Source organism: uncultured Tateyamaria sp., from assembly GCF_947497045.1.
In the GTDB taxonomy this organism is placed as follows: domain Bacteria; phylum Pseudomonadota; class Alphaproteobacteria; order Rhodobacterales; family Rhodobacteraceae; genus Tateyamaria.
The window spans coordinates 73,009-97,767 of record NZ_CANMEU010000005.1 but is presented as its reverse complement, the minus strand read 5'-3'; the positions used below and the strand labels follow the sequence as shown (position 1 = coordinate 97,767).

At 59.2% G+C, this 24,759-nt stretch carries 24 protein-coding genes and 1 tRNA gene; 12 read left to right on the top strand and 13 right to left on the bottom strand.

Annotated features, from left to right (window positions below; genetic code table 11):
* Nucleotides 1-412 precede the first annotated feature (412 nt).
* The gene (gene msrQ / locus Q0859_RS12375) at nucleotides 413-1,036 is read right to left on the bottom strand and encodes a protein-methionine-sulfoxide reductase heme-binding subunit MsrQ (protein ID WP_299151664.1); all 624 of its coding nucleotides are present in this window, start codon (nucleotides 1,034-1,036) and stop codon (nucleotides 413-415) included.
* Between the two features lie 67 nt (nucleotides 1,037-1,103).
* Between msrQ and Q0859_RS12370 the strand changes: the two genes are divergently transcribed.
* Entirely contained in the window at nucleotides 1,104-1,466 is a 363-nt protein-coding gene (locus Q0859_RS12370) for a DUF2306 domain-containing protein (protein WP_299151663.1), read from the top strand.
* On the opposite strand, the gene msrP is transcribed toward Q0859_RS12370, so the two are convergent.
* Nucleotides 1,463-2,368, bottom strand: a complete 906-nt coding sequence (msrP, locus tag Q0859_RS12365) for a protein-methionine-sulfoxide reductase catalytic subunit MsrP (protein ID WP_299151662.1) — start codon at nucleotides 2,366-2,368, stop codon at nucleotides 1,463-1,465. The genes Q0859_RS12370 and msrP overlap by 4 nt on opposite strands.
* A gap of 74 nt (nucleotides 2,369-2,442) precedes the next feature.
* Nucleotides 2,443-3,906, bottom strand: a complete 1,464-nt coding sequence (locus Q0859_RS12360) for an FMN-binding glutamate synthase family protein (RefSeq protein WP_299151837.1) — start codon at nucleotides 3,904-3,906, stop codon at nucleotides 2,443-2,445.
* A 282-nt stretch (nucleotides 3,907-4,188) separates the two neighbouring features.
* Between Q0859_RS12360 and Q0859_RS12355 the strand changes: the two genes are divergently transcribed.
* Complete coding sequence (locus Q0859_RS12355) at nucleotides 4,189-4,677, top strand: fasciclin domain-containing protein (protein ID WP_299151661.1); 489 nt, start codon at nucleotides 4,189-4,191, stop codon at nucleotides 4,675-4,677.
* A gap of 51 nt (nucleotides 4,678-4,728) precedes the next feature.
* On the opposite strand, the gene clpB is transcribed toward Q0859_RS12355, so the two are convergent.
* Nucleotides 4,729-7,344, bottom strand: a complete 2,616-nt coding sequence (gene clpB / locus Q0859_RS12350; RefSeq protein ID WP_299151660.1) for an ATP-dependent chaperone ClpB — start codon at nucleotides 7,342-7,344, stop codon at nucleotides 4,729-4,731.
* Nucleotides 7,345-7,787: 443 nt separating this feature from the next.
* On the opposite strand from clpB, the gene Q0859_RS12345 reads away from it, so the two are divergent.
* Together Q0859_RS12345 and pyrF are read left to right on the top strand one after the other, a co-directional pair.
* Nucleotides 7,788-8,099, top strand: a complete 312-nt coding sequence (locus Q0859_RS12345) for an orotidine 5-phosphate decarboxylase (RefSeq protein ID WP_299151659.1) — start codon at nucleotides 7,788-7,790, stop codon at nucleotides 8,097-8,099.
* A 205-nt stretch (nucleotides 8,100-8,304) separates the two neighbouring features.
* A complete protein-coding gene (gene pyrF, locus Q0859_RS12340) occupies nucleotides 8,305-9,003 on the top strand; it encodes an orotidine-5'-phosphate decarboxylase (protein WP_299151658.1) in 699 nt (232 codons plus the stop codon).
* Nucleotides 9,004-9,248: 245 nt separating this feature from the next.
* On the opposite strand, the gene Q0859_RS12335 is transcribed toward pyrF, so the two are convergent.
* Nucleotides 9,249-9,683: an NUDIX hydrolase gene (locus tag Q0859_RS12335; RefSeq protein WP_299151657.1), complete on the bottom strand. Its 435-nt coding sequence runs from the start codon at nucleotides 9,681-9,683 to the stop codon at nucleotides 9,249-9,251.
* Nucleotides 9,684-9,739: 56 nt separating this feature from the next.
* On the opposite strand from Q0859_RS12335, the gene Q0859_RS12330 reads away from it, so the two are divergent.
* Complete coding sequence (locus tag Q0859_RS12330) at nucleotides 9,740-10,993, top strand: DNA polymerase IV (RefSeq protein ID WP_299151656.1); 1,254 nt, start codon at nucleotides 9,740-9,742, stop codon at nucleotides 10,991-10,993.
* A gap of 1 nt (nucleotide 10,994) precedes the next feature.
* On the opposite strand, the gene Q0859_RS12325 is transcribed toward Q0859_RS12330, so the two are convergent.
* Entirely contained in the window at nucleotides 10,995-11,855 is an 861-nt protein-coding gene (locus Q0859_RS12325; protein WP_299151655.1) for an N-formylglutamate amidohydrolase, read from the bottom strand.
* A 168-nt stretch (nucleotides 11,856-12,023) separates the two neighbouring features.
* On the opposite strand from Q0859_RS12325, the gene Q0859_RS12320 reads away from it, so the two are divergent.
* The 3 genes from Q0859_RS12320 (at nucleotide 12,024) to Q0859_RS12310 (ending at nucleotide 12,964) form a co-directional block, all read left to right on the top strand.
* Nucleotides 12,024-12,098: transfer RNA gene (locus Q0859_RS12320), tRNA-Val, on the top strand.
* A 107-nt stretch (nucleotides 12,099-12,205) separates the two neighbouring features.
* The gene (gene ykgO / locus Q0859_RS12315; RefSeq protein ID WP_005850168.1) at nucleotides 12,206-12,331 is read left to right on the top strand and encodes a type B 50S ribosomal protein L36; all 126 of its coding nucleotides are present in this window, start codon (nucleotides 12,206-12,208) and stop codon (nucleotides 12,329-12,331) included.
* Between the two features lie 186 nt (nucleotides 12,332-12,517).
* Complete coding sequence (locus Q0859_RS12310; protein ID WP_299151654.1) at nucleotides 12,518-12,964, top strand: hypothetical protein; 447 nt, start codon at nucleotides 12,518-12,520, stop codon at nucleotides 12,962-12,964.
* A gap of 132 nt (nucleotides 12,965-13,096) precedes the next feature.
* On the opposite strand, the gene Q0859_RS12305 is transcribed toward Q0859_RS12310, so the two are convergent.
* Nucleotides 13,097-14,158, bottom strand: coding sequence for a sodium-dependent bicarbonate transport family permease (locus Q0859_RS12305; RefSeq protein WP_299151653.1), 1,062 nt, complete (start codon nucleotides 14,156-14,158; stop codon nucleotides 13,097-13,099).
* Nucleotides 14,159-14,256: 98 nt separating this feature from the next.
* Between Q0859_RS12305 and Q0859_RS12300 the strand changes: the two genes are divergently transcribed.
* The 3 genes from Q0859_RS12300 (at nucleotide 14,257) to Q0859_RS12290 (ending at nucleotide 16,720) form a co-directional block, all read left to right on the top strand.
* Nucleotides 14,257-15,129: a LysR family transcriptional regulator gene (locus tag Q0859_RS12300; protein ID WP_299151652.1), complete on the top strand. Its 873-nt coding sequence runs from the start codon at nucleotides 14,257-14,259 to the stop codon at nucleotides 15,127-15,129.
* Between the two features lie 88 nt (nucleotides 15,130-15,217).
* On the top strand, nucleotides 15,218-16,090 hold the full coding sequence (gene yghU / locus Q0859_RS12295; RefSeq protein WP_299151651.1) for a glutathione-dependent disulfide-bond oxidoreductase: 873 nt from the start codon (nucleotides 15,218-15,220) through the stop codon (nucleotides 16,088-16,090).
* Between the two features lie 144 nt (nucleotides 16,091-16,234).
* On the top strand, nucleotides 16,235-16,720 hold the full coding sequence (locus Q0859_RS12290; protein ID WP_299151650.1) for an aggregation factor core: 486 nt from the start codon (nucleotides 16,235-16,237) through the stop codon (nucleotides 16,718-16,720).
* Nucleotides 16,721-16,727: 7 nt separating this feature from the next.
* On the opposite strand, the gene Q0859_RS12285 is transcribed toward Q0859_RS12290, so the two are convergent.
* The 5 genes from Q0859_RS12285 to Q0859_RS12265 form a co-directional block, all read right to left on the bottom strand.
* A complete protein-coding gene (locus Q0859_RS12285; protein ID WP_299151836.1) occupies nucleotides 16,728-18,374 on the bottom strand; it encodes an iron ABC transporter permease in 1,647 nt (548 codons plus the stop codon).
* A gap of 207 nt (nucleotides 18,375-18,581) precedes the next feature.
* On the bottom strand, nucleotides 18,582-19,787 hold the full coding sequence (locus Q0859_RS12280; protein WP_299151649.1) for a phenylacetate--CoA ligase family protein: 1,206 nt from the start codon (nucleotides 19,785-19,787) through the stop codon (nucleotides 18,582-18,584).
* 40 nt (nucleotides 19,788-19,827) lie between these two features.
* Complete coding sequence (locus Q0859_RS12275; protein WP_299151648.1) at nucleotides 19,828-20,652, bottom strand: ABC transporter ATP-binding protein; 825 nt, start codon at nucleotides 20,650-20,652, stop codon at nucleotides 19,828-19,830.
* Nucleotides 20,653-20,727: 75 nt separating this feature from the next.
* On the bottom strand, nucleotides 20,728-22,005 hold the full coding sequence (locus Q0859_RS12270; RefSeq protein ID WP_299151647.1) for an ABC transporter substrate-binding protein: 1,278 nt from the start codon (nucleotides 22,003-22,005) through the stop codon (nucleotides 20,728-20,730).
* Nucleotides 22,006-22,085: 80 nt separating this feature from the next.
* Nucleotides 22,086-23,162, bottom strand: coding sequence for a branched-chain amino acid ABC transporter permease (locus Q0859_RS12265; protein ID WP_299151646.1), 1,077 nt, complete (start codon nucleotides 23,160-23,162; stop codon nucleotides 22,086-22,088).
* A 191-nt stretch (nucleotides 23,163-23,353) separates the two neighbouring features.
* On the opposite strand from Q0859_RS12265, the gene Q0859_RS12260 reads away from it, so the two are divergent.
* A complete protein-coding gene (locus Q0859_RS12260) occupies nucleotides 23,354-23,686 on the top strand; it encodes an SHOCT domain-containing protein (RefSeq protein WP_299151645.1) in 333 nt (110 codons plus the stop codon).
* A gap of 36 nt (nucleotides 23,687-23,722) precedes the next feature.
* On the opposite strand, the gene Q0859_RS12255 is transcribed toward Q0859_RS12260, so the two are convergent.
* Nucleotides 23,723-24,754: a branched-chain amino acid ABC transporter permease gene (locus Q0859_RS12255; protein ID WP_299151644.1), complete on the bottom strand. Its 1,032-nt coding sequence runs from the start codon at nucleotides 24,752-24,754 to the stop codon at nucleotides 23,723-23,725.
* Nucleotides 24,755-24,759 lie beyond the last annotated feature (5 nt).

Here is a 24,759-nt window from a genome sequence, read left to right as displayed (position 1 = left end):
ATCTCTGCGCCGCCGGTGAGGTGGGTTCTACGGTTAGTGGCTGATACCCGCAAGTGCTTTTTTGAAGAAAACGCATCTTTTTCCAAAAAACCCTATTTTTCCATTAAAAACATGCTTTTAGGCAATCATATTTCATGGACCCTAGGTCAAATCGGTAGAAAATTACGCATCCCTCGCCCGGTGATACTCCCTCCAATCCCTACATATGGGGTTATCCACAGTCTTACCCCCAAGACTCGATCATCCCAGCCCCAAATCACCCGTGAATCGCATCCGAGTCGCCGACTCGAGTCGGCCGATTCAGCGAGTCGGTCCTGAAATTTTCCAAAAATTTCTGCGGCGAACCCGGGATCAAAGCGATTCCTTTGCGACTCGCCATCTTTGGATCGCCTGATTCCGGGCGTTACGCCTCTCAGGCTGTCGCTTTCTTACGCAATCCCGGAACGCGCAGCGCCAAAAGCCCCAGAACAATCGCAAGATAGATCAGCGGCTCAAGCTGAAACCCTCTGCTGAGCCAAACGAAATGAACCGCCGCCAGCAAGGCCACCGGATATGTCAGCAGATGAAGCTTGCGCCACACTGCCCCCATGCGGCGCATCGCCAGATTGTTTGATGTCACTGCAAGCGGGATCATCAAAGCAAATGCCGCCATACCGATCGTGATATAGGGGCGTTTAACAATATCCTGCCACACACGATCCAGCGCCTGCACATCCAGCACAGCCCAGACGGTGAAGTGCAGCACCACATAGGTAAAGGCGAGCACCCCTATGGTACGCCGGAACTTCAGCAGGTTGATCCCGGCAAAGCGCCGCAAGGGTGACAGGCACAGACCGATGATCAGTAACTGCAACGCGATCTCGCCCAACTCATGTTCCAGCGCGCGGATCGGCTCTCGTCCCAGACCCCCGGTCATCCCCAGATAAAGAAGGACAGGTACCGGGATCAGGTACACTATATAGACAGCCCATGTGGGGATCGCGCGCGCGGCACGGTTGATGATGTCGACAAGTCGGTCCAATGTAAACGCAATCATCCGTGCAACTCCTCTCCACCAGAGTGGTACAGTTATGTCCTTTGCGCCACTCTTTGCTTCCGGGCCTGTGATCACCGCGCACGCCTTCGCAGCACTTGCGGCACTTGTTTTGGGTCTGTCCCAGCTTGTGCTGATCAAAGCGGGGCTAAGACATAAGGTGGTCGGGTATCTCTGGCTGTCACTGATGGCGGTTGTCGCCATCAGCAGTTTCTGGATCAGTGACTTTGCATGGGTGGGGCCATTCGGACCGATCCACCTGTTGTCGGTCTATACACTCTTCTCACTGTTCTTCGGGTTGAGGGCCGCACGGGCCCGCAATTTTGAAACGCATCGCCAGTACATGCGTTCCCTTGTCTTCGTGGCGCTGATCGGGGCGGGGCTGTTCACCCTGCTGCCGGGGCGGATTATGAACGCGGTCCTCTTTGGTTAAAAATTCGCACGCAGATCCAGCCCCTCGTACAGGCTTGCGACCTCGGCCTCATATCCATTGAACATCAGCGTCGGCTGGCGCTTGGCAAACAGACCACCGCCAATGGGGCGTTCCGTGGCCTGGCTCCAGCGGGGGTGATCCACTTCGGGGTTCACATTACTATAGAAGCCGTATTCGCCCGCGTTCGCCTTGTTCCAGCTGGTCGGCGGTTCCTGATCCGTGACGGTGATGCGCACAATCGACTTGATCGACTTGAAGCCATATTTCCACGGTACAACCAAACGCATCGGCGCACCGTTCTGGTTTGGGATCGGCTTGTCATAGATACCGGTCGCCATAATGGTGAGCGGGTGCATCGCCTCGTCCAGCCGCAATCCCTCGACATAGGGCCAGTCCAGAACCGGAAAGCGGACACCGGGCATCTCATCGGGGCGCAGCGCGGTTTCAAAGGCGACATATTTGCCGCCCTCCTGCACGCCGGCAAGGGTCAAAAGATCCGCCAGCTCAAACCCGTTCCACGGGATCACCATCGACCATGCCTCGACACAGCGGAAGCGATAGATACGTTCCTCGATTGTCATGGCCTCGAAAATCTGGGCCATCGAATAGTCACCGGGATTGTCGACCATCCCGTCAATCACGACAGTCCACGGTTCGGTCGTCAGGGTGTGAGCGTTGCGGGCGGGATCGCCCTTGCCCGTCCCGAACTCGTAATAGTTGTTGTACTGCGTAATATCTTCGTAGCTGTTGGGTTCCGGCGCGGCGCTTTGCGCACGCCCCATTCCGGCCGCGCCGATCAGGCCAAGACCCAATGCCCCGCCCATCACCTGACGCCGATTCACAAAGGCATCATAAGGGGTCGCGTCGGCACGGGTCAGGTCGTTTTTCCAGCGGTGGGCCATATTGGTCTACTCCAGCGGTTAAATCTCGTGTTGGCTCATAGATGGGCATGACACCCGCGCAAAATGATATCTGGTCACGGGCTTGTCACCGGGTTGTAACTTGGGGTGATTTTGTTCATTGGCAATGACCGCCCATCATCCTGCACGATACGCACATGGCGACGGCGCATGAGACGGGGTTCGGCCACACCGACGGAATGGGCGATGGTCTCGACCTCGTGGATCAACTCGCGGGCATAGCGGGCCACCCGCTTTTCCTTGTCCTCCACGACCAGCCCACCCTGAAACCGTTTGTCATGGGTCGTGATGCCGGTCGGACAGGTGTTCTTGTTGCATTTCAGGGCCTGAATACAGCCCAGGCTGAACATGAACCCACGCGCCGAGGTGATAAAGTCCGCCCCTGCCGCCAGCGCCCATGCCACATCACCGGGATTGACCAGTTTGCCCGAGGCGATGATGCGAATACGTTCCTTCAATCCCGCCTGATCGCGCAAATCCACGACCGTCACCAATGCCTCGCGGATCGACATGCCAACCAGATCAATCAGGGGCATAGGGGCAGCACCTGTGCCCCCTTCGCCGCCATCCACTGTAATAAAGTCGGGTGCGCAGTCCGCACCGCGCGCGTTGATGGTCGCAAATAGATCGGCGATGGGTTCTTCGGCCCCGACCACCGTCTTGATGCCAACCGGCTTGCCCGTGACCTCGCGAATATGCCCGATCAGATTCAACAGGTCGTCCCAGTCATCAACCTCGGCGTGGCGATTGGGCGAAATCCCGGCCTGCCCAACCTTCAACCCACGAATTTCAGCGATCTGCTTGTTGACCTTGGCGGCGGGCAGAATACCCCCCTTGCCCGGTTTGGCCCCTTGGGCGAGCTTGATCTCGAACATGCGCACCGACTTGTGGGCCGCAACCTCGCGCAGCTTCTCGTCACTGAGGTTGCCGTCATGGTCGCGCACCCCAAACTTGGCAGTGCCAATCTGGAACACCACATCACACCCGCCCTCAAGGTGATAAGGGCTGAGGCCACCTTCGCCCGTATTCAGCCAAACGCCCGCTTCTTTGGCACCCCGGCTAAGGGCCTGCACCGCAGGTTTCGAAATCGCGCCATAGCTCATGCCCGAGATGTTGAAGAACGACATGGCCGTGAACGGCAGGCGGGTGCCACCGCCGATGACCATGAGGGCGGTACGGGCGAACTGATCCTCCAGTGGGGGAAACGCCGCGTTCACAAAGATCGGCGTGCCCACAACGTTCAGGTTGCGGGTTGATCCAAAAGCAACCGTATTGCTGGCCGCCTCGCTTGCACGATTGATCCATTCCCGTTGGGCGCGGTTGAACGGCAGCTCTTCGCGGTCCATGGCAAAGAAATACTGACGAAAGAACTCACCCAAGCTGGAAAACAGTTTTCGAAACCGCCCGATCACCGGGTAGTTGCGGCGGATCGCGTCATCGGTCTGGGTTTTGTCGATGATGAACATGATGACCACCGCCGCCGTGGTCAAACCAAGGGCGATGAAAAACCCGAGGACCATAACCTCAAGCACCTGAAACGCAAAATCCATCGACCAATCCCTGTTAACCTCGTATCGGCACACTCTGCGGGCGCGCGCGCACAGACGCAAGGCGGCGGCGGGTTTCTGCCCGGCTGACAAAGTCGTGAATGGAAAGCAAAATTGGCCTTGGCTTAGGGCGCTCAGACCGCCGGTCAATATTGTGTGGGAAAAATTTCCACGTGATCTAAGCCAGCCCGTCGCACGTTTCCCCTGTGATACCGAACTCGGGTATCGAAACTGTAATCTTAAGGGAGACTATCCATGATCCGCTCGACACTTTTCGCCACAGCCGCCGCAATTGCCTTCGCCACATCCGCCGTCGCCGGCGCGGCCAAGAAAGATATCGTTGATACGGCCGTGAGCGCAGGTTCGTTCGAAACTCTGGTCGCTGCTGTACAAGCCGCCGATCTGGTCGACACGCTGAAAGGTGACGGCCCGTTCACCGTCTTCGCCCCAACCGACGCCGCCTTTGCCGCGCTGCCCGAAGGTACTGTTGAATCGCTGCTGCTGCCCGAAAACAAAGAGCAGCTGGTATCGATCCTGACGTACCACGTCGTGCCCGGCAAAGTGATGTCGACAGACCTCTCGGACGACATGGAAGCAACAACTGTTCAGGGTGAAGCGATCACAATCGACCTCGACAACGGCGTAATGATCGAGAACGCAACCGTGACAAGCGCCGACATCGAAACGTCCAACGGCGTGATCCACGTGATCGACACCGTGATCCTGCCCGGCGCTGACAGCTAATCGCGATACTATATAGACCGGAAAGGCCCGCATCTCTGCGGGCCTTTCTTGTTAATGCACCACCACGTCATCCGGGCGGGGACGGTTCGACGCGCTCAGTCGCCCACCAATCACCAGCCCTTCTGGGCCCGCCGATACCTCGACCGTGTCGCCATCTTTGACGTCACCTGCCAACAGCATCTCGGCCAAGTGGTTCTGCAACGCACTCTGGATCACCCGTTTCAGCGGGCGCGCCCCGAACACGGGGTCATAACCTTCATCCGCCAGCCACTTGCGCGCATCCTCGTCCAGCGACAGCATAATCTTGCGCGCCGCAAGCCGTTTCAGCAGACGCGCCATCTGGATATCGACAATCCCGTCCATATCCTCGCGGGCCAGCCGATCAAAGATGATCGTCTCGTCCAGCCGGTTCAGGAATTCGGGGCGGAAATGTGCGCGCACCGCATCCATCACGTCCCGCCGGGCCGTTGCGGCATCGGCACCTTCGGGCAACTGGCTCAGCGCCTGCGAGCCTAGGTTCGAGGTCAGGATGATCAGCGTCTGTTTGAAATCAACCGTGCGGCCCTGACCATCGGTCAGCATCCCATCGTCCAAAACCTGCAACAGCACGTTGAACACATCCGGGTGCGCCTTTTCGACCTCATCAAACAACACGACCTGATAGGGGCGACGGCGGACTGCTTCAGTCAGCACGCCGCCCTCATCATAACCGACATAGCCCGGAGGGGCACCGATCAGGCGCGCCACCGCATGCTTCTCCATAAACTCCGACATATCGATGCGCACCATCGCGCTGTCATCATCAAACAGAAACTCGGCGACGGCCTTGGTCAACTCGGTCTTGCCGACCCCCGTCGGCCCAAGGAACAGGAACGAGCCCAAAGGCCGCCCTTCGTCATTCAGGCCCGCCCGTGCGCGACGCACCGCATTGGCCACGGCGCGCACGGCACTGTCCTGACCAATCACACGGGCATGCAACTGATCCTCCATGCGCAACAGCTTGTCACGCTCGCCTTCCAGCATCTTGGACGTGGGAATGCCCGTCCACCGCTCGACCACGCTCGCGATCTGCTCGGGACGGACAGCCTCGGCGACCATCGCGTCCGATTCAAGCCCTTCGGCCTCAACAAGCTGGCGCTCAAGATCGGGGATGACACCATAAGACAGCTCACCCGCTTTGCCGAGGTTACCCTCGCGCTTGGCAATATCGAGGGCAGCACGCGCCTGATCCAACTGCTCTTTGATATCACGGGCCGAGGCGAGCTTGTCCCGCTCTCCCTGCCACTGCGCTGTCATTTCGGCGCTGCGTTCGGACAGATCAGCCAGATCCTTTTCCAGCGTCCCAAGCCGATCTTTGGACGCCTGATCGTCCTCAAGGCGCAATGCCTCGACTTCGATCTGCATTTGCAGGATCTGACGGTCAAGCGCGTCCAACTCTTCGGGCTTCGAATCCACCTCCATCCGCAAGCGGCTGGCCGCCTCGTCCATCAGGTCGATGGCTTTGTCGGGCAGAAAGCGGTCGGTGATATAGCGATGACTGAGCGTCGCCGCCGTCACCAAGGCACTGTCGGAAATCCGCACACCGTGGTGCAACTCGTATTTCTCTTTGATCCCACGCAGGATGCTGATCGTATCCTCGACCGTGGGTTCCTCGACCATGACGGGTTGGAACCGGCGGGCAAGGGCCGCATCCTTTTCGACATATTTGCGGTACTCGTTGAGGGTCGTGGCCCCAACGCAGTGCAACTCACCCCGCGCAAGCGCAGGTTTGATCAGGTTGGCCGCGTCCATCGCCCCTTCGGACGCACCGGCACCGACAAGGGTGTGCATCTCGTCGATGAACAGGATGACTTCACCCGCGGCCTCGGTCACTTCGGTCAGGACAGCCTTGAGCCGTTCCTCGAACTCACCGCGATATTTCGCACCGGCAATCAGCGCACCCATGTCGAGCGCAAGCAGACGTTTGTTGCGCAGGGACTCGGGCACGTCACCATTGACGATACGCAAGGCGAGGCCTTCGGCAATTGCGGTCTTACCTACGCCCGGTTCACCGATCAAAACGGGGTTGTTCTTGGTGCGACGGCTCAGAACCTGCATGGCCCGGCGAATTTCTTCGTCGCGGCCGATGATGGGATCAATCTTGCCTGCCTCGGCACGCTCGGTCAGGTCCATCGCGTACTTCTTGAGGGCATCATAGCCGTCTTCGGCACTGGCGCTGTCGGCGGTGCGGCCCTTGCGAATGTCATTGATGGCAGTGTTCAACGCCTGCGGACTCACCTTGCCCGCCTCAAGCGCATCCTTTGCACCGGACTTGACCATGCCAAGGGCCATCAGCAGCCGTTCGACCGGAACAAAACTATCACCTGCCTTCTTGGCCAGCGCTTCGGCTTCGGCCAGCACCTTGCCCGTGGCGTTATCAAGGTAAACCTGCGCCGCATCACCCGTCACCTTGGGCATTTTCGCCAACAGCTGATCCACAAAGGCCAGCACGCGACCGGGATCGCCACCCGCGCGGGTGATCAGGTTGGCGGCCAGCCCCTGATCATCGTCCATCAGGGCTTTCAAAAGATGTTCGGGGGTCAGCCGTTGGTGGCTGTCGCGTGTCGCGATGGTCTGTGCGGCCTGCACGAACCCGCGCGACCGCTCCGTGAACTTGCTCAAGTCCATGGTGTTTCTCCTTTTGCAGCGCCCGTCTGTCCCACGCCCAAAAGAGGCTCGCGGGCCCGTTGGGCCTTATGCAGATGAAATGGGAATAATCCGTTTACTTCGCAAGAGGGACAAGCGCAGTAAAAAACAGCCAACATCAGCACCGCGAGACATGAGAAACGACGGCCAGATCGAGGGGGGTAAAGCCACTATTTCACCGCCATAACAACGGATTACGGCGGAAATCCGCCGAATCTACACCTGGCCCGATACCCAGAACTTCGCATGATATTTCAAGGTACATTCATTTATTAACAATGACTTAGCGTATTTCGAGGTTTTATCCCGACCATACGGTGCACGACGGCGTGATTCACCGTGAATCCAGCTCCCCTTTTTTGTGTGGAACTCAATACCCACCTTGATCGGTACAAGAGCAGAACCACAAGATGTAGGTGAACAAAATGCAGACTGTCCCATTGCAACTGACCGACGTGATTTACAACGCGGCAACACAATCCTTTGACGCGCTGGTGACTGTACACGACCAATCCGGAGCACGCAGTTATGCCTGTTCCATTGATGCTCCCATCACGATGGAATTCGAGGATGCCGCTCAAGGTCTTGCGACCCAGGCGATGCGCCGCCACACGCATGGACGCTCTGATGCGGCTATCATGCCCGCTGCCGCCGTGCCGCAACGGGCGGGCCGCCTTGCAGGCCTGCGCCGGATGACCATTGACCGTTTCGCAACGCAGGCACCACGCGCCGCGTAAAGCGACCCCTTACTCTGCCGCCGACGCGCTAACGCCATCTGTCCCCCGCGTTACCGCTTGCCGCAGAGCTGCCAGAGCCAGCGCCTGCCTGCTGTCGTCTCTGATCAACTGACCTGGATGTGCTCCCACATCCGGGTCTTTTTCGTTCATGGACTTTCGCACTGCCTCTGCCCTACACCCGGTGCCAGACAAACGGGGGCCTCACATGGCAGATGACAGATTGATCGTGGCAATGGATGTGCCGAACGCTGTGGCAGGTCTTGCACTGGCCGAACAACTGGGCGACGCGGTCAGTTTCTACAAGATCGGGTTGGGCATGCTGACGGGGGGCGGCCTCGCCCTCGCCAATGAGCTCAAGCAAGAGCATGGCAAACGGATCTTTCTGGATATGAAGCTGTTTGATATCGGCGCAACGGTCGAGGCGGCAGTGCGCGGCCTTGCGCAATTCGACCTCGATTTTCTGACGGTACACGGCGACCCCCATGTGGTGCGCGCGGCCAAGGAAGGGGCAGCAAGCAGCAACATGAAAATCCTCGCCGTGACCATCCTGACGTCGCTGGACCGCAATGACCTTGATGATTGTCTGATCCAGCCCGGCGATATTGCGGATCTGGTGCGCACCCGCGCAGGCCTTGCCTTTGACGCAGGCGCGGACGGCGTGATCGCATCGCCGCAAGAGGCCGCCGCCATTCGCGCGCTGCCCGAAGCGGCAGGGCGGTTGATCGTGACCCCAGGCGTGCGCCCCACAGGTGCTGACAAGGGTGACCAAAAGCGCGTGGCGACCCCCGCAAATGCCATCCAAAACGGGGCGGATCATATCGTTGTCGGGCGTCCCATCTGGACATCAGAAAATCCGCGCGCAACTGCTCAAAATATCACCGCCGACATGGCAAACGCCCGCTGACACACCTCAAGCCTCTGACCGGGCTACTAAATTTAAGGTTGTGCCGCGGGCCAATACACCCGCATGGCGACCCCATCAGTTGTGCCTTCACGGCAACAGAATACCCTATATCGCCTAGTCAGGTTTTCCTTACTTAACGTCAACCCGTTTAGGTGGTATGCTTGATGACAGGTGATACTCCCCGACGAACCGTCTCTTCCTGAGGTTCGTCACCTCCCCCCGCTCAGCGCGGGGGGCCTTTCGTTTCAGCCCCCGAAATCCGGTGCAGCAGGCACGCCTGCAAGATAGTCCACCAAACGCGACTTGAATTGCGGCACGACCATTGCGTCACTCAGAAACGCATCCACCGTCATCAGTTTCCAGCCTTGCCCCTCATCCCCCAGAACAATGTCGCCAGCCACCTGTGCGTCCAGGCGCGTCGCAAAGAACCATGAGATGTCGCCGCTCGATGTGCCATAGGATCGCCCCCACAAAATCTGGTTAGCGGCAATTGACAGCGTCAACTCCTCGTCGGTTTCGCGCAAGACACAGGCAAGCGGCGTCTCGCCGGGCTCAATCCCGCCGCCCGGCAAATCCCAGTACCCTGCCCATAACAGACCGGGCGTGTTATCGCGTTGCAACGAGACCAGCTTATCCCCTACAAACAGGGCCAGCTTTGCCCCGATCACCTGTCCTGCCATATCCAAACGCTCCGTTTGCGTGCTAGGTTGGCAAGGACTAGCTAATTCACCCCGCCATGCCCAGCATATGCCGCGACTGTCTGACCGATTTTGATGCCGCCCGGCGCTGCCCGGCCTGCGGAAGCCCCCGTATTGCCAGCCATCCCGAACTGTTTGACCTGTCCATCGCACATATGGATTGCGATGCGTTCTATGCCTCTGTGGAAAAGAGGGATAATCCCAGCCTTGAGGGCAAACCCGTCATCATTGGTGGCGGGCGGCGGGGCGTCGTGTCAACGGCGTGCTATGTGGCGCGTATCCGGGGCGTGCGCTCGGCAATGCCGATGTTTCAGGCTCTCAGACTGTGCCCGGACGCAGTGATCATCAAACCCCGGATGGCGGCTTATGTCGAAGCCTCGCGCGCGATCCGCGCCATGATGGAAGAGATGACGCCAGCCATCGAACCCCTGTCACTGGACGAGGCGTTTCTGGACTTGCGCGGCACCACCCGCCTGCACGGCGCCCCGCCAGCGGTGATGCTGGCCCGCCTCATCAAACGGATGCGGGACGAATTGGGGCTGACCGGGTCCATCGGCCTCAGCCATAACAAATTTCTCGCCAAGGTCGCTTCAGATCTGGAGAAACCACATGGGTTTTCGGTCATTGGGCAGGCCGAAACGGGCGATTTCCTACGCGACAAGCCTGTGCGGATGATCTGGGGGATTGGACCCGCAGCACAGGCCTCGCTCGACAAGGCGGGCATTCGCACGTTCAGCGATCTGTTGCGGTGGGAGCGGACAGACCTTGTGGCCCGGTTTGGGTCCATGGGCGAGCGGCTTTATCACCTTGCGCGCGGTCAGGACAAACGGCGAGTGTCGCGGGACGCGCCGATGAAGTCCATCAGCAACGAGACCACCTTTGGCGAGGATACAAGCGATCCCGATATACTGGACGGTCACCTGTGGCGGATGGCCGAAAAGGTCGCCGACCGGGCCAAGGCCAAGGATATGGCCGGGCGGGTTGTCACCCTGAAACTCAAGCGGCACGATCATTCATCGCTCACGCGGCGGGTGTCGTTGCGCGAACCGGCGCAACTAGCCGACACGATTTATCGCACAGCGCGCGGCCTGTTTGATCAGGTGGGCGACGAGGGCCCCTACCGGCTGCTCGGGTGCGGGATCAGCGATCTTTGCAATGCGGATGCCGCCGAAGTATCAGGCGACCTGCTCGACCCGGACGCGCACAAAAGGGGCAAGGCAGAACGGGCGGCCGACGCCATCCGCGACCGTTTCGGCAGGGCAGCCATCCTAAAGGGGCGGTCGCTGCGCTAGGTTATTCGGCCGCCAAGGGCACCCGCATCTGCCCGATGGTCGCAATCTCGGCGACCACGGATTGCAACCGGGCGCGCACCGTATGAAAATCGCGATTGGGCCGGATCGTGCGTTCGTTCATATAAAGCGCGCGGTCAATTTCGACCTGTACCGCATGTTGATGACGCGACGGGCGGCCATAGGCCTGGGTGACGTAAGCCCCCGCAAAGGGCGCATTGCGCGCCACTGTGAACCCGGCACTGGCAAACGCCGCCTCGACCTGCTCGACAATGGCACTGTCCGCGGCAGCCCCGAACCGATCCCCCAACACCACATCAGGACGTATCATGCCCCCGCGCGCGACCCCGTCCATCGCCTCATGCGGCATCGAATGGCAATCGATCAAGACCGCCTGCCCATGGGACTGATGCGCCTCATCCAGCAAGGCCTGAAGCATATCGTGATAGGGTTTCCAATAGACCTCCAACCGACGCTCCGCCTCGCGTTGGGTGATCTTGCCGCGATAAATGGCGCGGCCATTTGCAACCACGCGGGGAATCACGCCAAGGCCGCTGGCGATCCGCGGATTGTGCCCCTGCCGCTGCGCACCTTCGATCACCGCCGGGTCCAATTCGTCCACACTTCGGTTCAAATCAACAAAGGCCCGCGGCGCGCCCGCCTTGAGCAATGGGGCACCCATTTGTGGCGCGATATCGAACAATTGATCCACAAAAGCATCCTCTGACGAGCGGATCGTGCGTTCATCCAGAACCGAGCGGCGCAGAAAGCTCCACGGATAGTCACGGCCCGAATGAGGTGACGCAAATACCACGCAGGATGTGCGTTTCTCGGGGTAAGAGACCTCGTAGGCGACAGGTGACATGTGTTCTCCTCTTGGGGTGAACATAGCGCAGGAAGGCCCCGGGCCAAAACCCCTTGATCATGCCTCCGACTCCTTTTATACGCCCCTCACCCGGCGCGGATTTCCGCGCCCGCTTTCATTGTGGATCTCCACTTTTGGCGCGGGCAAGGCATCCGGGCACGGTAAAGTGCGGGATTAGCTCAGCGGTAGAGCACTTCGTTGACATCGAAGGGGTCACAAGTTCGATCCTTGTATCTCGCACCACCGCATTCCGCCAACGGGCCTCGCGCCCCACGGCATCCAAACCGGCACTGATGTGCCAAATTGAAACCCAGGCGCTGCTTCGCGCCATCAAATGAGGAAGAAGCGCCATGAAGGTTCGCAACTCGCTCCGTTCGCTGAAAAACCGGCACCGTGATTGCCGTGTCGTGCGTCGCAAGGGCCGCGTATACGTCATCAACAAGACGCAACGCCGGTTCAAAGCACGCCAGGGCTAAGCCCCGCAGCATAGAATACCACAAGGCCGCTCCGTTTCGGGGCGGCCTTTTTCGTGGGTAGGGCAAATGTTTGGAATGAGCACGTAATAACTTTGGATGTGAGAACTTCCCGGACTCAGCTAAGGTTCAACCAATATTGGTTTAAACGACGAGACTAGCAGGACAATATTTGGAAGGCAGACAGTCATGCGCTCATTGATGGTGGTTGTTCAATTTGGAGTTTTGGCAAGTTCGGCATTAGCCGACGGCATTGATCCAGCATTGTGGCGCAAGACTTTGAACAAGGCGCAGCACTGTGTCGAGCAAAGCAAGCCTGACTTTCGTAAAGCCGATCAATGTTATGAGGAAGCGATAGAGTTCTGCGCGATCCAAGTGTTTGATGACTACTACGAACCTTGCCTTGAGCAGAGCGTCAAAGAGTTGAAGCTCTTGTTGCCGCTATACAATTCGCATCGACAGGCCGAAGCGATTGCACGTCAATATGATCCGAAGCGGTGCGAGCAATTCAAGAATGAGACACAAGGCCAATCTGATTATCAGTTCTTTTTGCAATGTGAGTATGTCGCCTTGGTCACTCAAGTCACAGCAGGTCACATTGCGTCAGTCTGGGGCGAAATCCCTATTCAAGACTGAGAGTTTCATTGATTAGAATTGAACTAGAAAAAATGGGCTAATGGACCCCAACCCGACCTTGCTCCATTACCGCAAACCGCTCCATCGCACCGCAAAAGCAAACCTTCTGCGGTGCGACAGAGTTCATGTCTTTCAGAACCCGATGAAATAGTCCGCCAGCGCCATGAACAGCGGGATGCTCAGGATCGCGACCGGCGTACCAAGGCCCGTGGATGTGCCCACATAGGCCGACGGGTTCGCCTCGGGCAGGGCCGCGCGCATCGTCGGCGGGCCAGAGATATCCGAGCTGGACGCCGCCATGATCGACAACAACACGACGCCCCCTGCGGAAAACCCGGTCAACCCGTGCGCAATCAGGCCAGCACCGAACCCAAGCGCACCGTGCACCAGCGGCGCTGTGATCCCGTAGATCAAATAGGCGTGGGCCACCCCGCGCAGTTCAGACAACCGCGACCATGCTTCCATCCCCATAATCAGCATCAACACGGACAGCAGCCCCCTGAACAGGGGTTCGTAAAAGCTGACATAGACCGTATCGGGCCGCGCGAACAAACCAAGCGTCAAACCAAGCAACAGGGCCGAGATCGCGGGACTGCGCAGCGTGTCGACAAGGATGCTCTTGATCAGACCGCCCTCCACCGCATCACCAAGACCACCACCAACCGTACCAACATCCATGGTCATCGTGCCGCCGCTGACCGTTGCCGCCCTGCGCACCGCCGCGAGCCGGGCCAGCACAATGGCAGTGACCAACGCGGCCACATCCATGAAGGGATACAGCGCGCCGATGAACCCTTCGTGGGCGATGCCCTCATCATCCAACACTGCCATACCAGCCGCCAGAGTGGAGGCGGAGACTGCGCCGAACAGGCCTGCGGTGGCCATGCCATCCAGTTGCGCCACGCCTTTCCAGCGCGCCAGAGTCACCTTGCCGATCAAAACGATGGCGATCCCAACCCCGGCAGCCAGCAAGGCGGGCACGGCCAACTCGGCAAAATTCGCCTCGCGCACCGACATGCCCGCGCCGATACCCACCTTGAGCAACAACAGGATAACGATGAATTTATAAACCGGCCCGGGCACGTCCAGCTTGCTGCCCAAAGCGGCGAGCATCATGCCCCCAATCAAGAACGCAAGCGTAGGTTTCTGCATTTGCGTCAGAATGGTAGATGTGATGTCGATAACAAAGTCCATGACAGGCCCCTTCGCGAATGTCCTGGGCCTCAGATAGCGCATCACGTTTTACATAAAAAATATATCTTTTCCGCCCTATCGTTCTATTAAAGAGAACCATGGATCAATTGAACTATCACCACCTACGATATTTTCGCGAAGTCGCCCACGACGGGACCCTCACCCGTACCGCCGAGCGGCTCAACCTGTCGCAATCCGCACTCTCAACCCAGATTCGCAGCCTTGAGGGTCGCCTTGGCCTGCCTCTGTTCGAGCGTAAGGGACGGCAGTTGGTCCTGACCGAGGTGGGGCGCATTGCGCTTGATCATGCGGATCGCATCTTTGGCACCGGACAGGAGTTGCTGCAAACCCTGAACCGCAGTGCGGATCATACGCCACCCCTGCGCATCGGAGCCCTGTCGACGCTGTCACGCAACTTTCAACTGCAATTCCTGCGGCCCGTCTTAGGGCAATCTGACCTCGATATTGTGTTGAAATCGGGCAGCAACAACCGATTGCTGACTGCCCTGTCCGCACTTGCATTCGATGTGGTGCTGAGCACGGAAACTCCGCCAAGCGCTGCGGGCTCGGATTTCATCGCGCACAGGCTTGCCGAACAGACGGTTTCCCTGCACGGCACGCCCGCGCGGATGGGGCACGCGACGTTGCGCGACTTGCTGGCCAACGAGCCTGTGATCGTGCCGACCGAAAGTTCGATCCGTACCGGGTTCAACAGCCTGACGGCAAGGCTGGATGTAAAGCCCCACATCGTCGCGGACGTGGACGACATGGCGATGGTACGCCTGCTGGCGCGCGAAGGGGCCGGGCTGGCGCTGGCCCCTTCCGTCGTACTGGCGGATGAAATCGCAAATGGCACGCTGCGCACCGCGCCCTTCGATCTTGGGATCGTCGAAAATTTCTATGCGGTTACCACCCCGCGCACCTTTCCGCACCCAATGCTGGCCACCCTGCTGGCGGATCAAAGCACATAAGGCACGCCACTGATGCACAGATGCCCCCCTTGCGTCCCGCCCCATCAGGGATAGGTTTCACCACGACTTCATATCAAAAGGCGTTTGCATGACCGACCCCACCTACACCCCCCCCGCAAAATGGACATGGGACGCCGAAAGCGGCGGCAGGTTCGCCTCCATCAACCGCCCCATCGCAGGCCCGACGGCGGACAAGGACCTGCCCGTGGGCAAGCATCCCTTTCAACTTTATTCGCTGGCAACACCCAACGGCGTGAAAGTCACCATGCTGTTCGAAGAGTTGCTGGAAGCCGGGGTCACAGATGCCGAATATGACGCGTGGCTGATCAACATCGGAGAGGGCGACCAGTTTGGGTCAGGCTTTGTCGGCGCGAATCCGAATTCCAAGATTCCGGCCCTCGTGGATCGCTCGGGAGATGCGGACCTGCGGGTCTTTGAATCCGGGTCCATCCTGATCCATCTGGCCGAGAAGTTCGGGCATTTCCTGCCCAAAGACGGTCCGGCACGCACCGAAACGCTCAACTGGTTGATGTGGCAAATGGGGTCCGCCCCGTTTTTGGGCGGCGGCTTTGGCCACTTTTACGCCTATGCGCCGGAAAAGTTCGAATACCCCATCAACCGCTATGCCATGGAAAGCAAACGGCAACTGGACGTGCTCGACCGCGAGTTGGCCAACAAGCCCTTCATTGCGGGCGACGACTATTCCATCGCGGATATGGCGATCTGGCCGTGGTATGGCCAGTTGTGTCTGGGACGGCTTTATGATGCGGCTGAGTTCCTGGATGTCGAAAGCTATGCCAACGTGATGGCCTGGGCGAAAAAGATCGATGCCCGCCCTGCGACGCTGCGCGGGCGGATGGTCAATCGCGCCTTTGGCGAGCCGGAGTTGCAGTTGCATGAACGCCATGACGCGTCCGACTTTGACACTCAAACGCAGGACAAGATCGGCACATCTGACTAAGGCGCACGACACGTGCGCCTTACGTAGACTGTGTATCTTTGGTTATGACCAAACCCGCCCCCGATATCCATCGTCGGGGGCGCATTGCTTTGGAGCCGGATCGCGCTAGATACCCATCAACGCTGACGTCACGGGGGATATATCATGCGCTTGACCACCACTCTCGTATCTACCCTCGCTTTTGCCCCTTTGGCTGCGACTGCCATGATCTCGGTGTCCTTTCAGGACGGCGCGCCCAAGGACCGGTTCACGCTGATCTATTCGGGGGACTGCGTCATTGAGGCGATGGATGTGCGGATCGATCTGGGCACCGCCCCTGCCGGGTTGATCTTTGATACAACGGGCACGGGGGCTGGTGTCGAAGTCTTTCAACCCCTCGAATGGGTGACAGGAACCGCGCGCACCTCAGACGTGACGGATGGGGATACCGCGCTGACTGTGTCACTGGATCAGGTCGCACCGGGTGACACATTCGCCTTTACCATCGACATTGATGACACCACCAGCACGCGACAAATCACCGTCGATGGGTCCGAAATGGCGGGCGCGACGTTGCGTTTGGGCGGGGCTGAGGCCCTGTTTGATGGCACAGGTGTTGCACAAATCGCATCCCCCGCCTGCCGGTCCTGACCTTGCGCTATTCTCGCCCGACCTGACGACAGATCAGGATCACCGGCAGCAGACCCACTGCCACGATCACAAGGCTGGGCACGGCAGCCCCGTCAAGGCGTTCGTCCGAGGCGAGGCGATAGGCCTGCACCGCCAGCGTGTCATAATTGAACGGGCGCAGGATGAGGGTCGCGGGCAATTCTTTCATCACGTCCACAAACACGATCAACAGCGCGGTCAGCAGGCTGGGCGTCAGGATGGGCAAATGTACGCGCCGCAGCGTCGCAAACGGCCCCTTGCCCAAGGATCGACTGGCCGCATCCATATTCGCATGCACCAACGCCTGTCCCCCTTCATAGGCCCCAAGGGCCGCGGCCAGAAACCGTACCATATAAGCAAAGACCAAAAGCCAGATCGACCCGGTGATCAGCAACCCGGTCGAGATATCAAATGTCGCCCGCATCCACGCATCCAGCACGTTGTCAAAGGCCGCGAAGGGCACCAGCAATCCCACGGCAATGACCCCACCCGGCACTGCATAACCCAACCGCGCCGCATAGACGGACGTCGAAGCCGCCCGCCCGGGCTGTGTGCGCTGGTAGAACCCAAGGATGATCGCGGCCCCAAGGGTCAGCCCCGCCGCAATCGACGCCAACAGCAGTGAATTGCGGATGAAGCCGAGGTAGCGGGGACTGAGCAGATCTTGCTCCGATCCGATCCCGAGGCTGAACAGGGCGATCACCGGGATGATGGCCCCGAAAAACACGGGGATGCCACATAGGAGCGCGGCCCCCGCCGCCGCCCACCCTTTCAGCGTGATCGGCGGGTGATGTTTTTGGGTGCGGGTTGGGTCGTGATACTTTGCGCGGCCCCTTTGGACCCTTTCGAGCACCGCCAACAGCAGCGCAAAGCTCAGCAGGCAAAGCGCGAGTTGGGCCGCCCCGGCCCGGTCCCCGAGAGAGAACCAACTTGTGTAGATGCCCGTGGCGAATGTCTGCACGCCGAAATAGGCGACCGTGCCGAAATCGGCGATGGTTTCCATGACCGCCAGCAGGACACCTGCCGCAATGGCCGGACGTGCGAGTGGCAAGCTGACCCGCCACAGCGCGACCCACGGCCGCGAACCAAGCGCGCGGGCGGCCATGAAAGTCGACCCGCTTTGTTGCAGGAACGAGGCCCGCGCCAGAAGATAGACATATGGGTAAAGCACGAGGATCAGCATCACCGCCGCCCCGCCAAGGCTGCGGATCTCGGGAAACCAATAGTCCCGCGGCCCCCAGCCCATAAGGCTACGTAACGTCGTCTGCACAATGCCCGGATGGTCGAGCATGTGGGTGTAGGCATAGGCCAGAACATAAGCTGGAAAGGCCAGCGGCAGCACCAGCGCGACCTCGAGTATCTTGACCATCGGGAAGCGGGTCATGGTTACAAGCCAGGCCGCCCCGACCCCGATCGCGAAGGTCCCGAACGAGACGAGAACCACCAGCAGGACCGTATTTGCCGCATACCGCCCAAGCACGGTGTCAGCCAGATGCACGATCGTGTCGGTACCACCGGACAGGGCCGCAATCGCCACCGCCACCATCGGCAACAAACAGATCGCCGCGACCAACCACGCGAGGCCGGACAATGACGCAGGCGCGCGCCGCTTGGCCCTTTGAGTGGGGCGAAGGATATCAGTTTGCGTCACAGCACCACCCTGCCAACATGCTGTGCCGTTATCCTAGTTTTTCTATCGGGTTTCCAGCCCTTCGATGCGGCGGGGCGGAGGACACCTCCGCCTTACAGATGTTTGCCAGTGTTTGCGTCCGGTTTGCACAAGATCGTTCTGGGGACCGCACGTGCTTTAGGTATTTAAGGCGAAAGGAAGAAGAAGGGGGGCTTAGTCGTAGCTGCGTTGATCTTCGATGACCAAACCGTCTTTTGGCAGCGCATCAATCGCTTTGAGTTCCAGCGTTCCCTTGAGTTTGAGCGTGTCCATCACGCTTTGCTCATAGGCAGCCGTGTTCGTTGCCGGGCTTTCGAGTTGCACGGTCATCGTGTCCTGTTCGCCGTCCCGTTTCGCAATCACGCGGGCCCGCGTGACCTCGGGGTGTTTCGCCACGAGGGCAGCCACCTGTTCGGGGCGCACGAACATCCCCTTGATCTTGGTTGTTTGGTCGGCGCGCCCCATCCATCCTTTGATCCGCATGTTCGTACGTCCGCAGGGGCTGGTGCCGGGCAGGACCGCGCTCATATCGCCTGTGGCAAAGCGGATCAACGGATAGTCGGGGTTCAGCGACGTAACGACGACCTCGCCCACCTCGCCAGCCGCGACGGGGTTTCCGGTGCCCGGCGTCACGATCTCGACTACCACGCCTTCGTCCACGATCATCCCCTCGAGGGCACTGGATTCATACGCAATGTTTCCCAGATCAGCTGTCGCATAGGATTGCATGCAGGTAATGCCGCGATCAGTGTAGAACGCACGCAAGCTCGGGAACAGCGCCCCGCCGCCTACCGCCGCCTTCTTGATGCGCAGGGCCACGCCCATCTCGTCCGCTTTGTCGAGGATCACCTTGAGGTAATCGGGTGTGCCCGCATAGGCCGTCGTACCGATATCCCGCGCCGCCGTCACCTGCAATTCGGTCTGGCCCGTCCCTGCGGGCAGTACGGTCGCACCCACCGCCCGCGCGCCGGATTCAAAGATCATGCCCGCAGGCGTCAAATGATACCCAAAGCAGTTCTGCACGGTATCATCGGCACCGATCCCCACGGCGTGCAGGAACCGCCCCATGCGCCACCAGTCATGGCTGATCCCACCGGGTTCATAGATTGGGCCAGGCGACTGGAAAATGTGGGCTGCGTTCGTAACAGGCAGACCACCGAAGGGTGGCGCATCGGCCTGCCATTTCGCCAGTTCGGATTTACGCAGCACCGGCAAGTGGCGCAGATCGCTGAGGTCCTTGAGCGTCCCCACATCCGGCAGACAACTGTCCGCGGCACTGGCCACCCGTGCGAGTTGCGCATTCACGGCAGCCAATTGATCAGTGGCCCGCGCATCCGTGCTGCGGGTTTCGAGGTCGTCGAAATATGTCGTGTCTTGCATGATGTTGGCCCTGATCAGATCATAGAAGGAGGGATGCAGATCAGCTTAACCAACGCTTACGCCGCCGATAACTGCGCACATCGCGAAAGGACTTGCGGCCCTCATCGGACATGCCCAGATAGAATTCCTTGACGTCCGGGTTCTCGCGCAGCTCAGCCGCAGGGCCATCCATCACCACGCGCCCACTTTCTAGGATGTAGCCATAGTGGGCAAAGCGCAAAGCGACATTGGTGTTCTGCTCAGCCAACAAGAACGTGACGCCCTCATTCTCGTTCACGGATTTCACGATCTCGAAAATCTGTTCAACCAATTGCGGGGCAAGACCCATGCTCGGCTCATCCAGCAGGATCGTCTCAGGACGGGACATCAACGCGCGGCCGATGGCGCACATCTGCTGCTCGCCCCCTGAAGTATAGCCCGCTTGGGATTTGCGCCGCTCACGCAACCGGGGAAAATAGTCATAAACCATCTCGAGATCAGCGGCGACCGCGCCCTTGCCATCACGCCGGGTATAGGCACCCGTCATCAGGTTCTCTTCGATGGTGAGGTGTTCGAAACAGTGCCGTCCTTCCATCACTTGTACGACGCCACGCTTGACCAGATCGGCCGGATCAGCCTCAGCCGTGTTCTCGCCATGATAAAGGATCGAGCCCTTGGTAACCTCGCCACGTTCGGACGCGAGCAGCCCAGAAATCGCCTTGAGGGTCGTCGTCTTACCCGCGCCATTGCCGCCAAGCAGGGCCGTGATACCCCCCTTGGGCACCTTGAGGCTCACGCCCTTGAGAACGAGGATCACGTGATTGTAGATCACCTCGATATTGTTGACCTCAAGAACGGTCTCGGCCTTCACCTCAGCGTCAAGCATGGCCCCTCGCCCTTCATTGTTCCAAAATACTCGAAAAATCCCCCGGCCACGTCACGCGCCGCCGGGGGACATGGTTCAGTTACAGGACGCCTCGATGCCGCTCTCATTGGCATAGGCGGCACTGTCTTCGTCAATCAGCGGCTGGATGACCTCCATGTCGGATGCAGAGAAATCCGAAACCAGCGACCACGTGCCCGCAGACGCATCCCACTGCGTCATACCCACGAGGCCGGGGCCACCGTGGTTCTGACAGGACACGTTGAACTCGGGGCCAAAGCCGGGCAGACCAAGCTCGGTCATCTTGGCTTCGGTGATCTCGAGCGCTTCCATCCCGTCACGCATCATTGCGGGGGTGATATCAGCAGTCCCGTGGATTTCCTGTGCGGTCTTGGCGGCTTCGGCTGCCAGCATCGCCGCATAAAGCCCACGGTTATACAGCACCGTACCGATCTGATCACCGGATCCGGCGGCCTTACCCGCATCGACAACATATTTCTGAATGTCGTCAAACACAGGGAAGTCGCTGCCCACACCATGGAACGTCAGCGCCTTGTAGCCGTTGGCTGCATCACCTGCAGGCAACACATCGTTTTCAGAACCCGACCACCAGATGCCGATGAAGTTTTCCATTGGATAGCGGATGTTGGCCGCCTCCTGGACCGCGACCTGGTTCATCACACCCCAGCCATACATGATGACATTGTCAGGACGCTCGCGGCGAATTTGCAGCCACTGCGATTTCTGCTCCTGACCGGGGTGATCCACGGCCACCAGCATCAGCTCAAAGCCATGCTTTTCGCTCAACTCTTCAAGGGTGCGGATAGGCTCCTTGCCATAGGCGGAGTTGTGATAGACCAATGCGATCTTCTTGCCCGCGATGTCACCCTGGCTCATCAGATAGTTGATCGCACCCGACGCCCCGTTCCAGTAGTTGGCGGGATAGTTGAAGGTGTGGCTGAACACTTCGCCATTGGCAGCCGAGGTGCGCCCATAACCCATCGTGTGCATCGGAATGCCGTCTGCCGTGGTCTTGGGGATCAGCTGATAGGTGATGCCGGTGGACAGGGGTTGATAGATCAGCGAGCCCTCACCCTTGGTCGACTCGTAGCATTCAACACCCTTCTCGGTGTTATAGCCCGTCTCGCATTCCAGCACGCGGGTCTCGATACCGCCGATACCGCCGTCGCGTTCATTCAGCAGAGTGAAGTAGTCCGCATAGCCATCCGCGAACGGAATGCCACCCGCCGCATAGGGACCCGTCCGGTAGCTCAGGCTTGGAAAGACGAGGTCCGCCATCACCGGGCTTGCCGCCATCAGGCCTGCAACGGCCATTGTTCCTAGTTTCATCTTCATCGGTATATTTCCTCCCTTTTGGTTTTGTCCGATGTCGCGGAAGGGGCAGTGCTGCCCGCCCCACATTTTGCCGCTGCCCGTCAGTGCGGGAACGGCCACAATCTCAACTTCTCCTTGGCCACGCGCCACAGCTGTGCCAGCCCGTGCGGTTCCAGGATCAGGAACACGATGATCAAACCACCCACGATCACCAGCTGAAAATGCGCGACGATATCCGTGGGCCAGCCAAGCAGATCGACCCCCACAAGCTTCAGCAAAACAGGCAGAACAACCAGAAACGCCGCCCCTGCAAAGGCCCCAAAAATCGACCCCAATCCGCCGATGATGATCATAAAGAGCACAAGGAAGGATTTGGTGATCCCGAACACTTCACCTACCTCGACCGCGCCCAGATAGACGGCAAAGAACAAGGCACCGGAAATTCCGACAAAGAAAGACGACACCGCGAATGCCGTCAGCTTGGCCTTGAGCGGGTTCACCCCGATGATCTCGGCAGCGATGTCCATGTCGCGGATCGCCATCCACTGACGGCCCACCGACCCACGGGTCAGGTTGCGCGCGATGATCGCAGCCCCAACCGTAAAGACCAGGCAAAACAAATAAGTCGCCCAAGCTTCGGTGTTTGGGCCAGTGACCTCGATACCAAAGACGCTGCGCTCGGGCGCGTTGATCTGGCCCGACGCCGAATAGTTGTAAAACCACGATACCTTGTTGAACAGCCAGACAAGGAAGAACTGCGCCGCCAGCGTCGCCACGGCCAGATAGAACCCTTTGATGCGCAAACTCGGCAAGCCAAAGGCGGTGCCGACCAGCGCGGTGATCCCGCCTGCCAAAATCACGTGGAAAAAGATGTTTACATCCGGAAAGGCCGTCATCAGCTTGTAACAGGCATAGGCGCCCACAGCCATGAACCCGCCGGTACCAAGGCTGACCTGCCCGCAATACCCCGTCAGGATGTTCAGTCCGATAGCGGCAATGGCATAGATCAGGAAAGGCAGAAAGATCGAGTTGACCAGATAGTCCGTCATTACGAACGGCAGCACCAACACCGCCACCGCCAGAACCACATAGTAGCGATAGCGGTCAAACTTGATCGGAAACGTCTGGCTATCCTGCGGATAGGTCGTCGAAAAATCTCCGGCCTCACGATACAGCATCAGCGCGCTCCTCCACTCGATCCAATCGAGGTTTCTTTTGACCAAAAATACCGCGGGGGGCATTGGGCCGCAGGCCCGATGGGGGGCTGCCCCCCTCCGACATCTTAACCATAAGCCCAGCTTTCTCAGTTTCGCCACATTTCCCGCCCGCCGCCATGGCACATTGCGGGTGGGAAAATGGAGTGGGTCCAATGACTGCTATTCTGGACGGCATACGCCGTCTCGATGCCGCGCATGCGCGGGGTGAAATCTCGACTGTCGATCTGGCAGCCGCAAAGGCCGCATTGATAGATGCGGTGCCGGACGCTGATGCACCAGCACCTGTCGTACCAAAGGCCGAACCGACACCACAGGTGTCCAGACGGTCCGGCCTCGGGCAGACGTTGTTGCTATGCGCGCTGATCCTGACGATCTGTGTCGGAACAGCCCTGCTTTTGACGGGCGATATCATGCTGTCCGCGACACTTGCGATCACAGTGCTTGCCGCCTTCACGGTCATGCTGTTTCGCCAATTGGACGGATAGCCAACTGTACCGACACCGCCGACGCAGCGGATTTGTTCAGACGCGTTCAATGATCTTCTCCCCGAACAAGCCCTGCGGGCGGAAGACGAGGAAAATCAGCGCCAGCACATAGGCGAACCAGTTCTCGGTCGCGTTCATGGTAAAACCGAACAGCGCGCCTGCCAGATCTCCAGAGGACATGAAAAACTCAAACAGCTTTTCGCCCACACCAATGATCAAGCCACCGACAATCGCACCGGGGATCGAGGTGAACCCGCCCAGCATCAGCACCGGTAGCGCCTTGAGTGCAATCAGCGACAGCGAAAACTGCACGCCCGATTTCGCACCCCACATGATGCCCGCCACCAGCGCGACAAACCCGGCCACCGACCAAACCAAAATCCAGATGTAGTTCAGCGAAACACCCACGGACAACGCCGCCTGATGGTCATCCGCAACCGCGCGCATCGCACGGCCCTGCTTGGTGTATTGGCTGAACAGCACCAGCACCGCGACCAGGATAACCGCGATGATCGTCGCCGTGATATCCAGATTGTCGATAAAAAACCCGTAACCGAAGACGTTGAAGGTGACCTCGTCAATGGCGAGGTTGATGCCTTGCGGCAGACAGGCTCCATCCGCCAGACACACATCCAGCTTCTTGATCTCGGACCCCCACATCAGGTCCGCGACACCCTCAAGCAGATAGGCGAGGCCAATGGTGGCCATAAACAGGATGATCGGTTCCTGCCCGACCAGCTTGCTGAAAATGAACCGCTGCACCGCCCAGGCGAGCACGATCATCACCAGCACGGTCAGCACAATCGCGATGATCGAATGCAGCTCCCACCCGAAATAGTGAATGTTGGTACCAAAAAGCGCGTTGATCAGGTGATAGAACGGCACCTGCCCGGTCTGAATACCCACAAGGGTCATCGCGGCAAACAGGGCCATCACCCCTTGGGCGAAATTGAAGATGCCCGACGCCTTGAAAATCAGAACAAAACCGAGGGCCACGAGGGCATACATCACCCCGGCCATCAGCCCGTTCAGGAACACCTCCATCGCATAGATCAACTGGTCTGGCATATCCT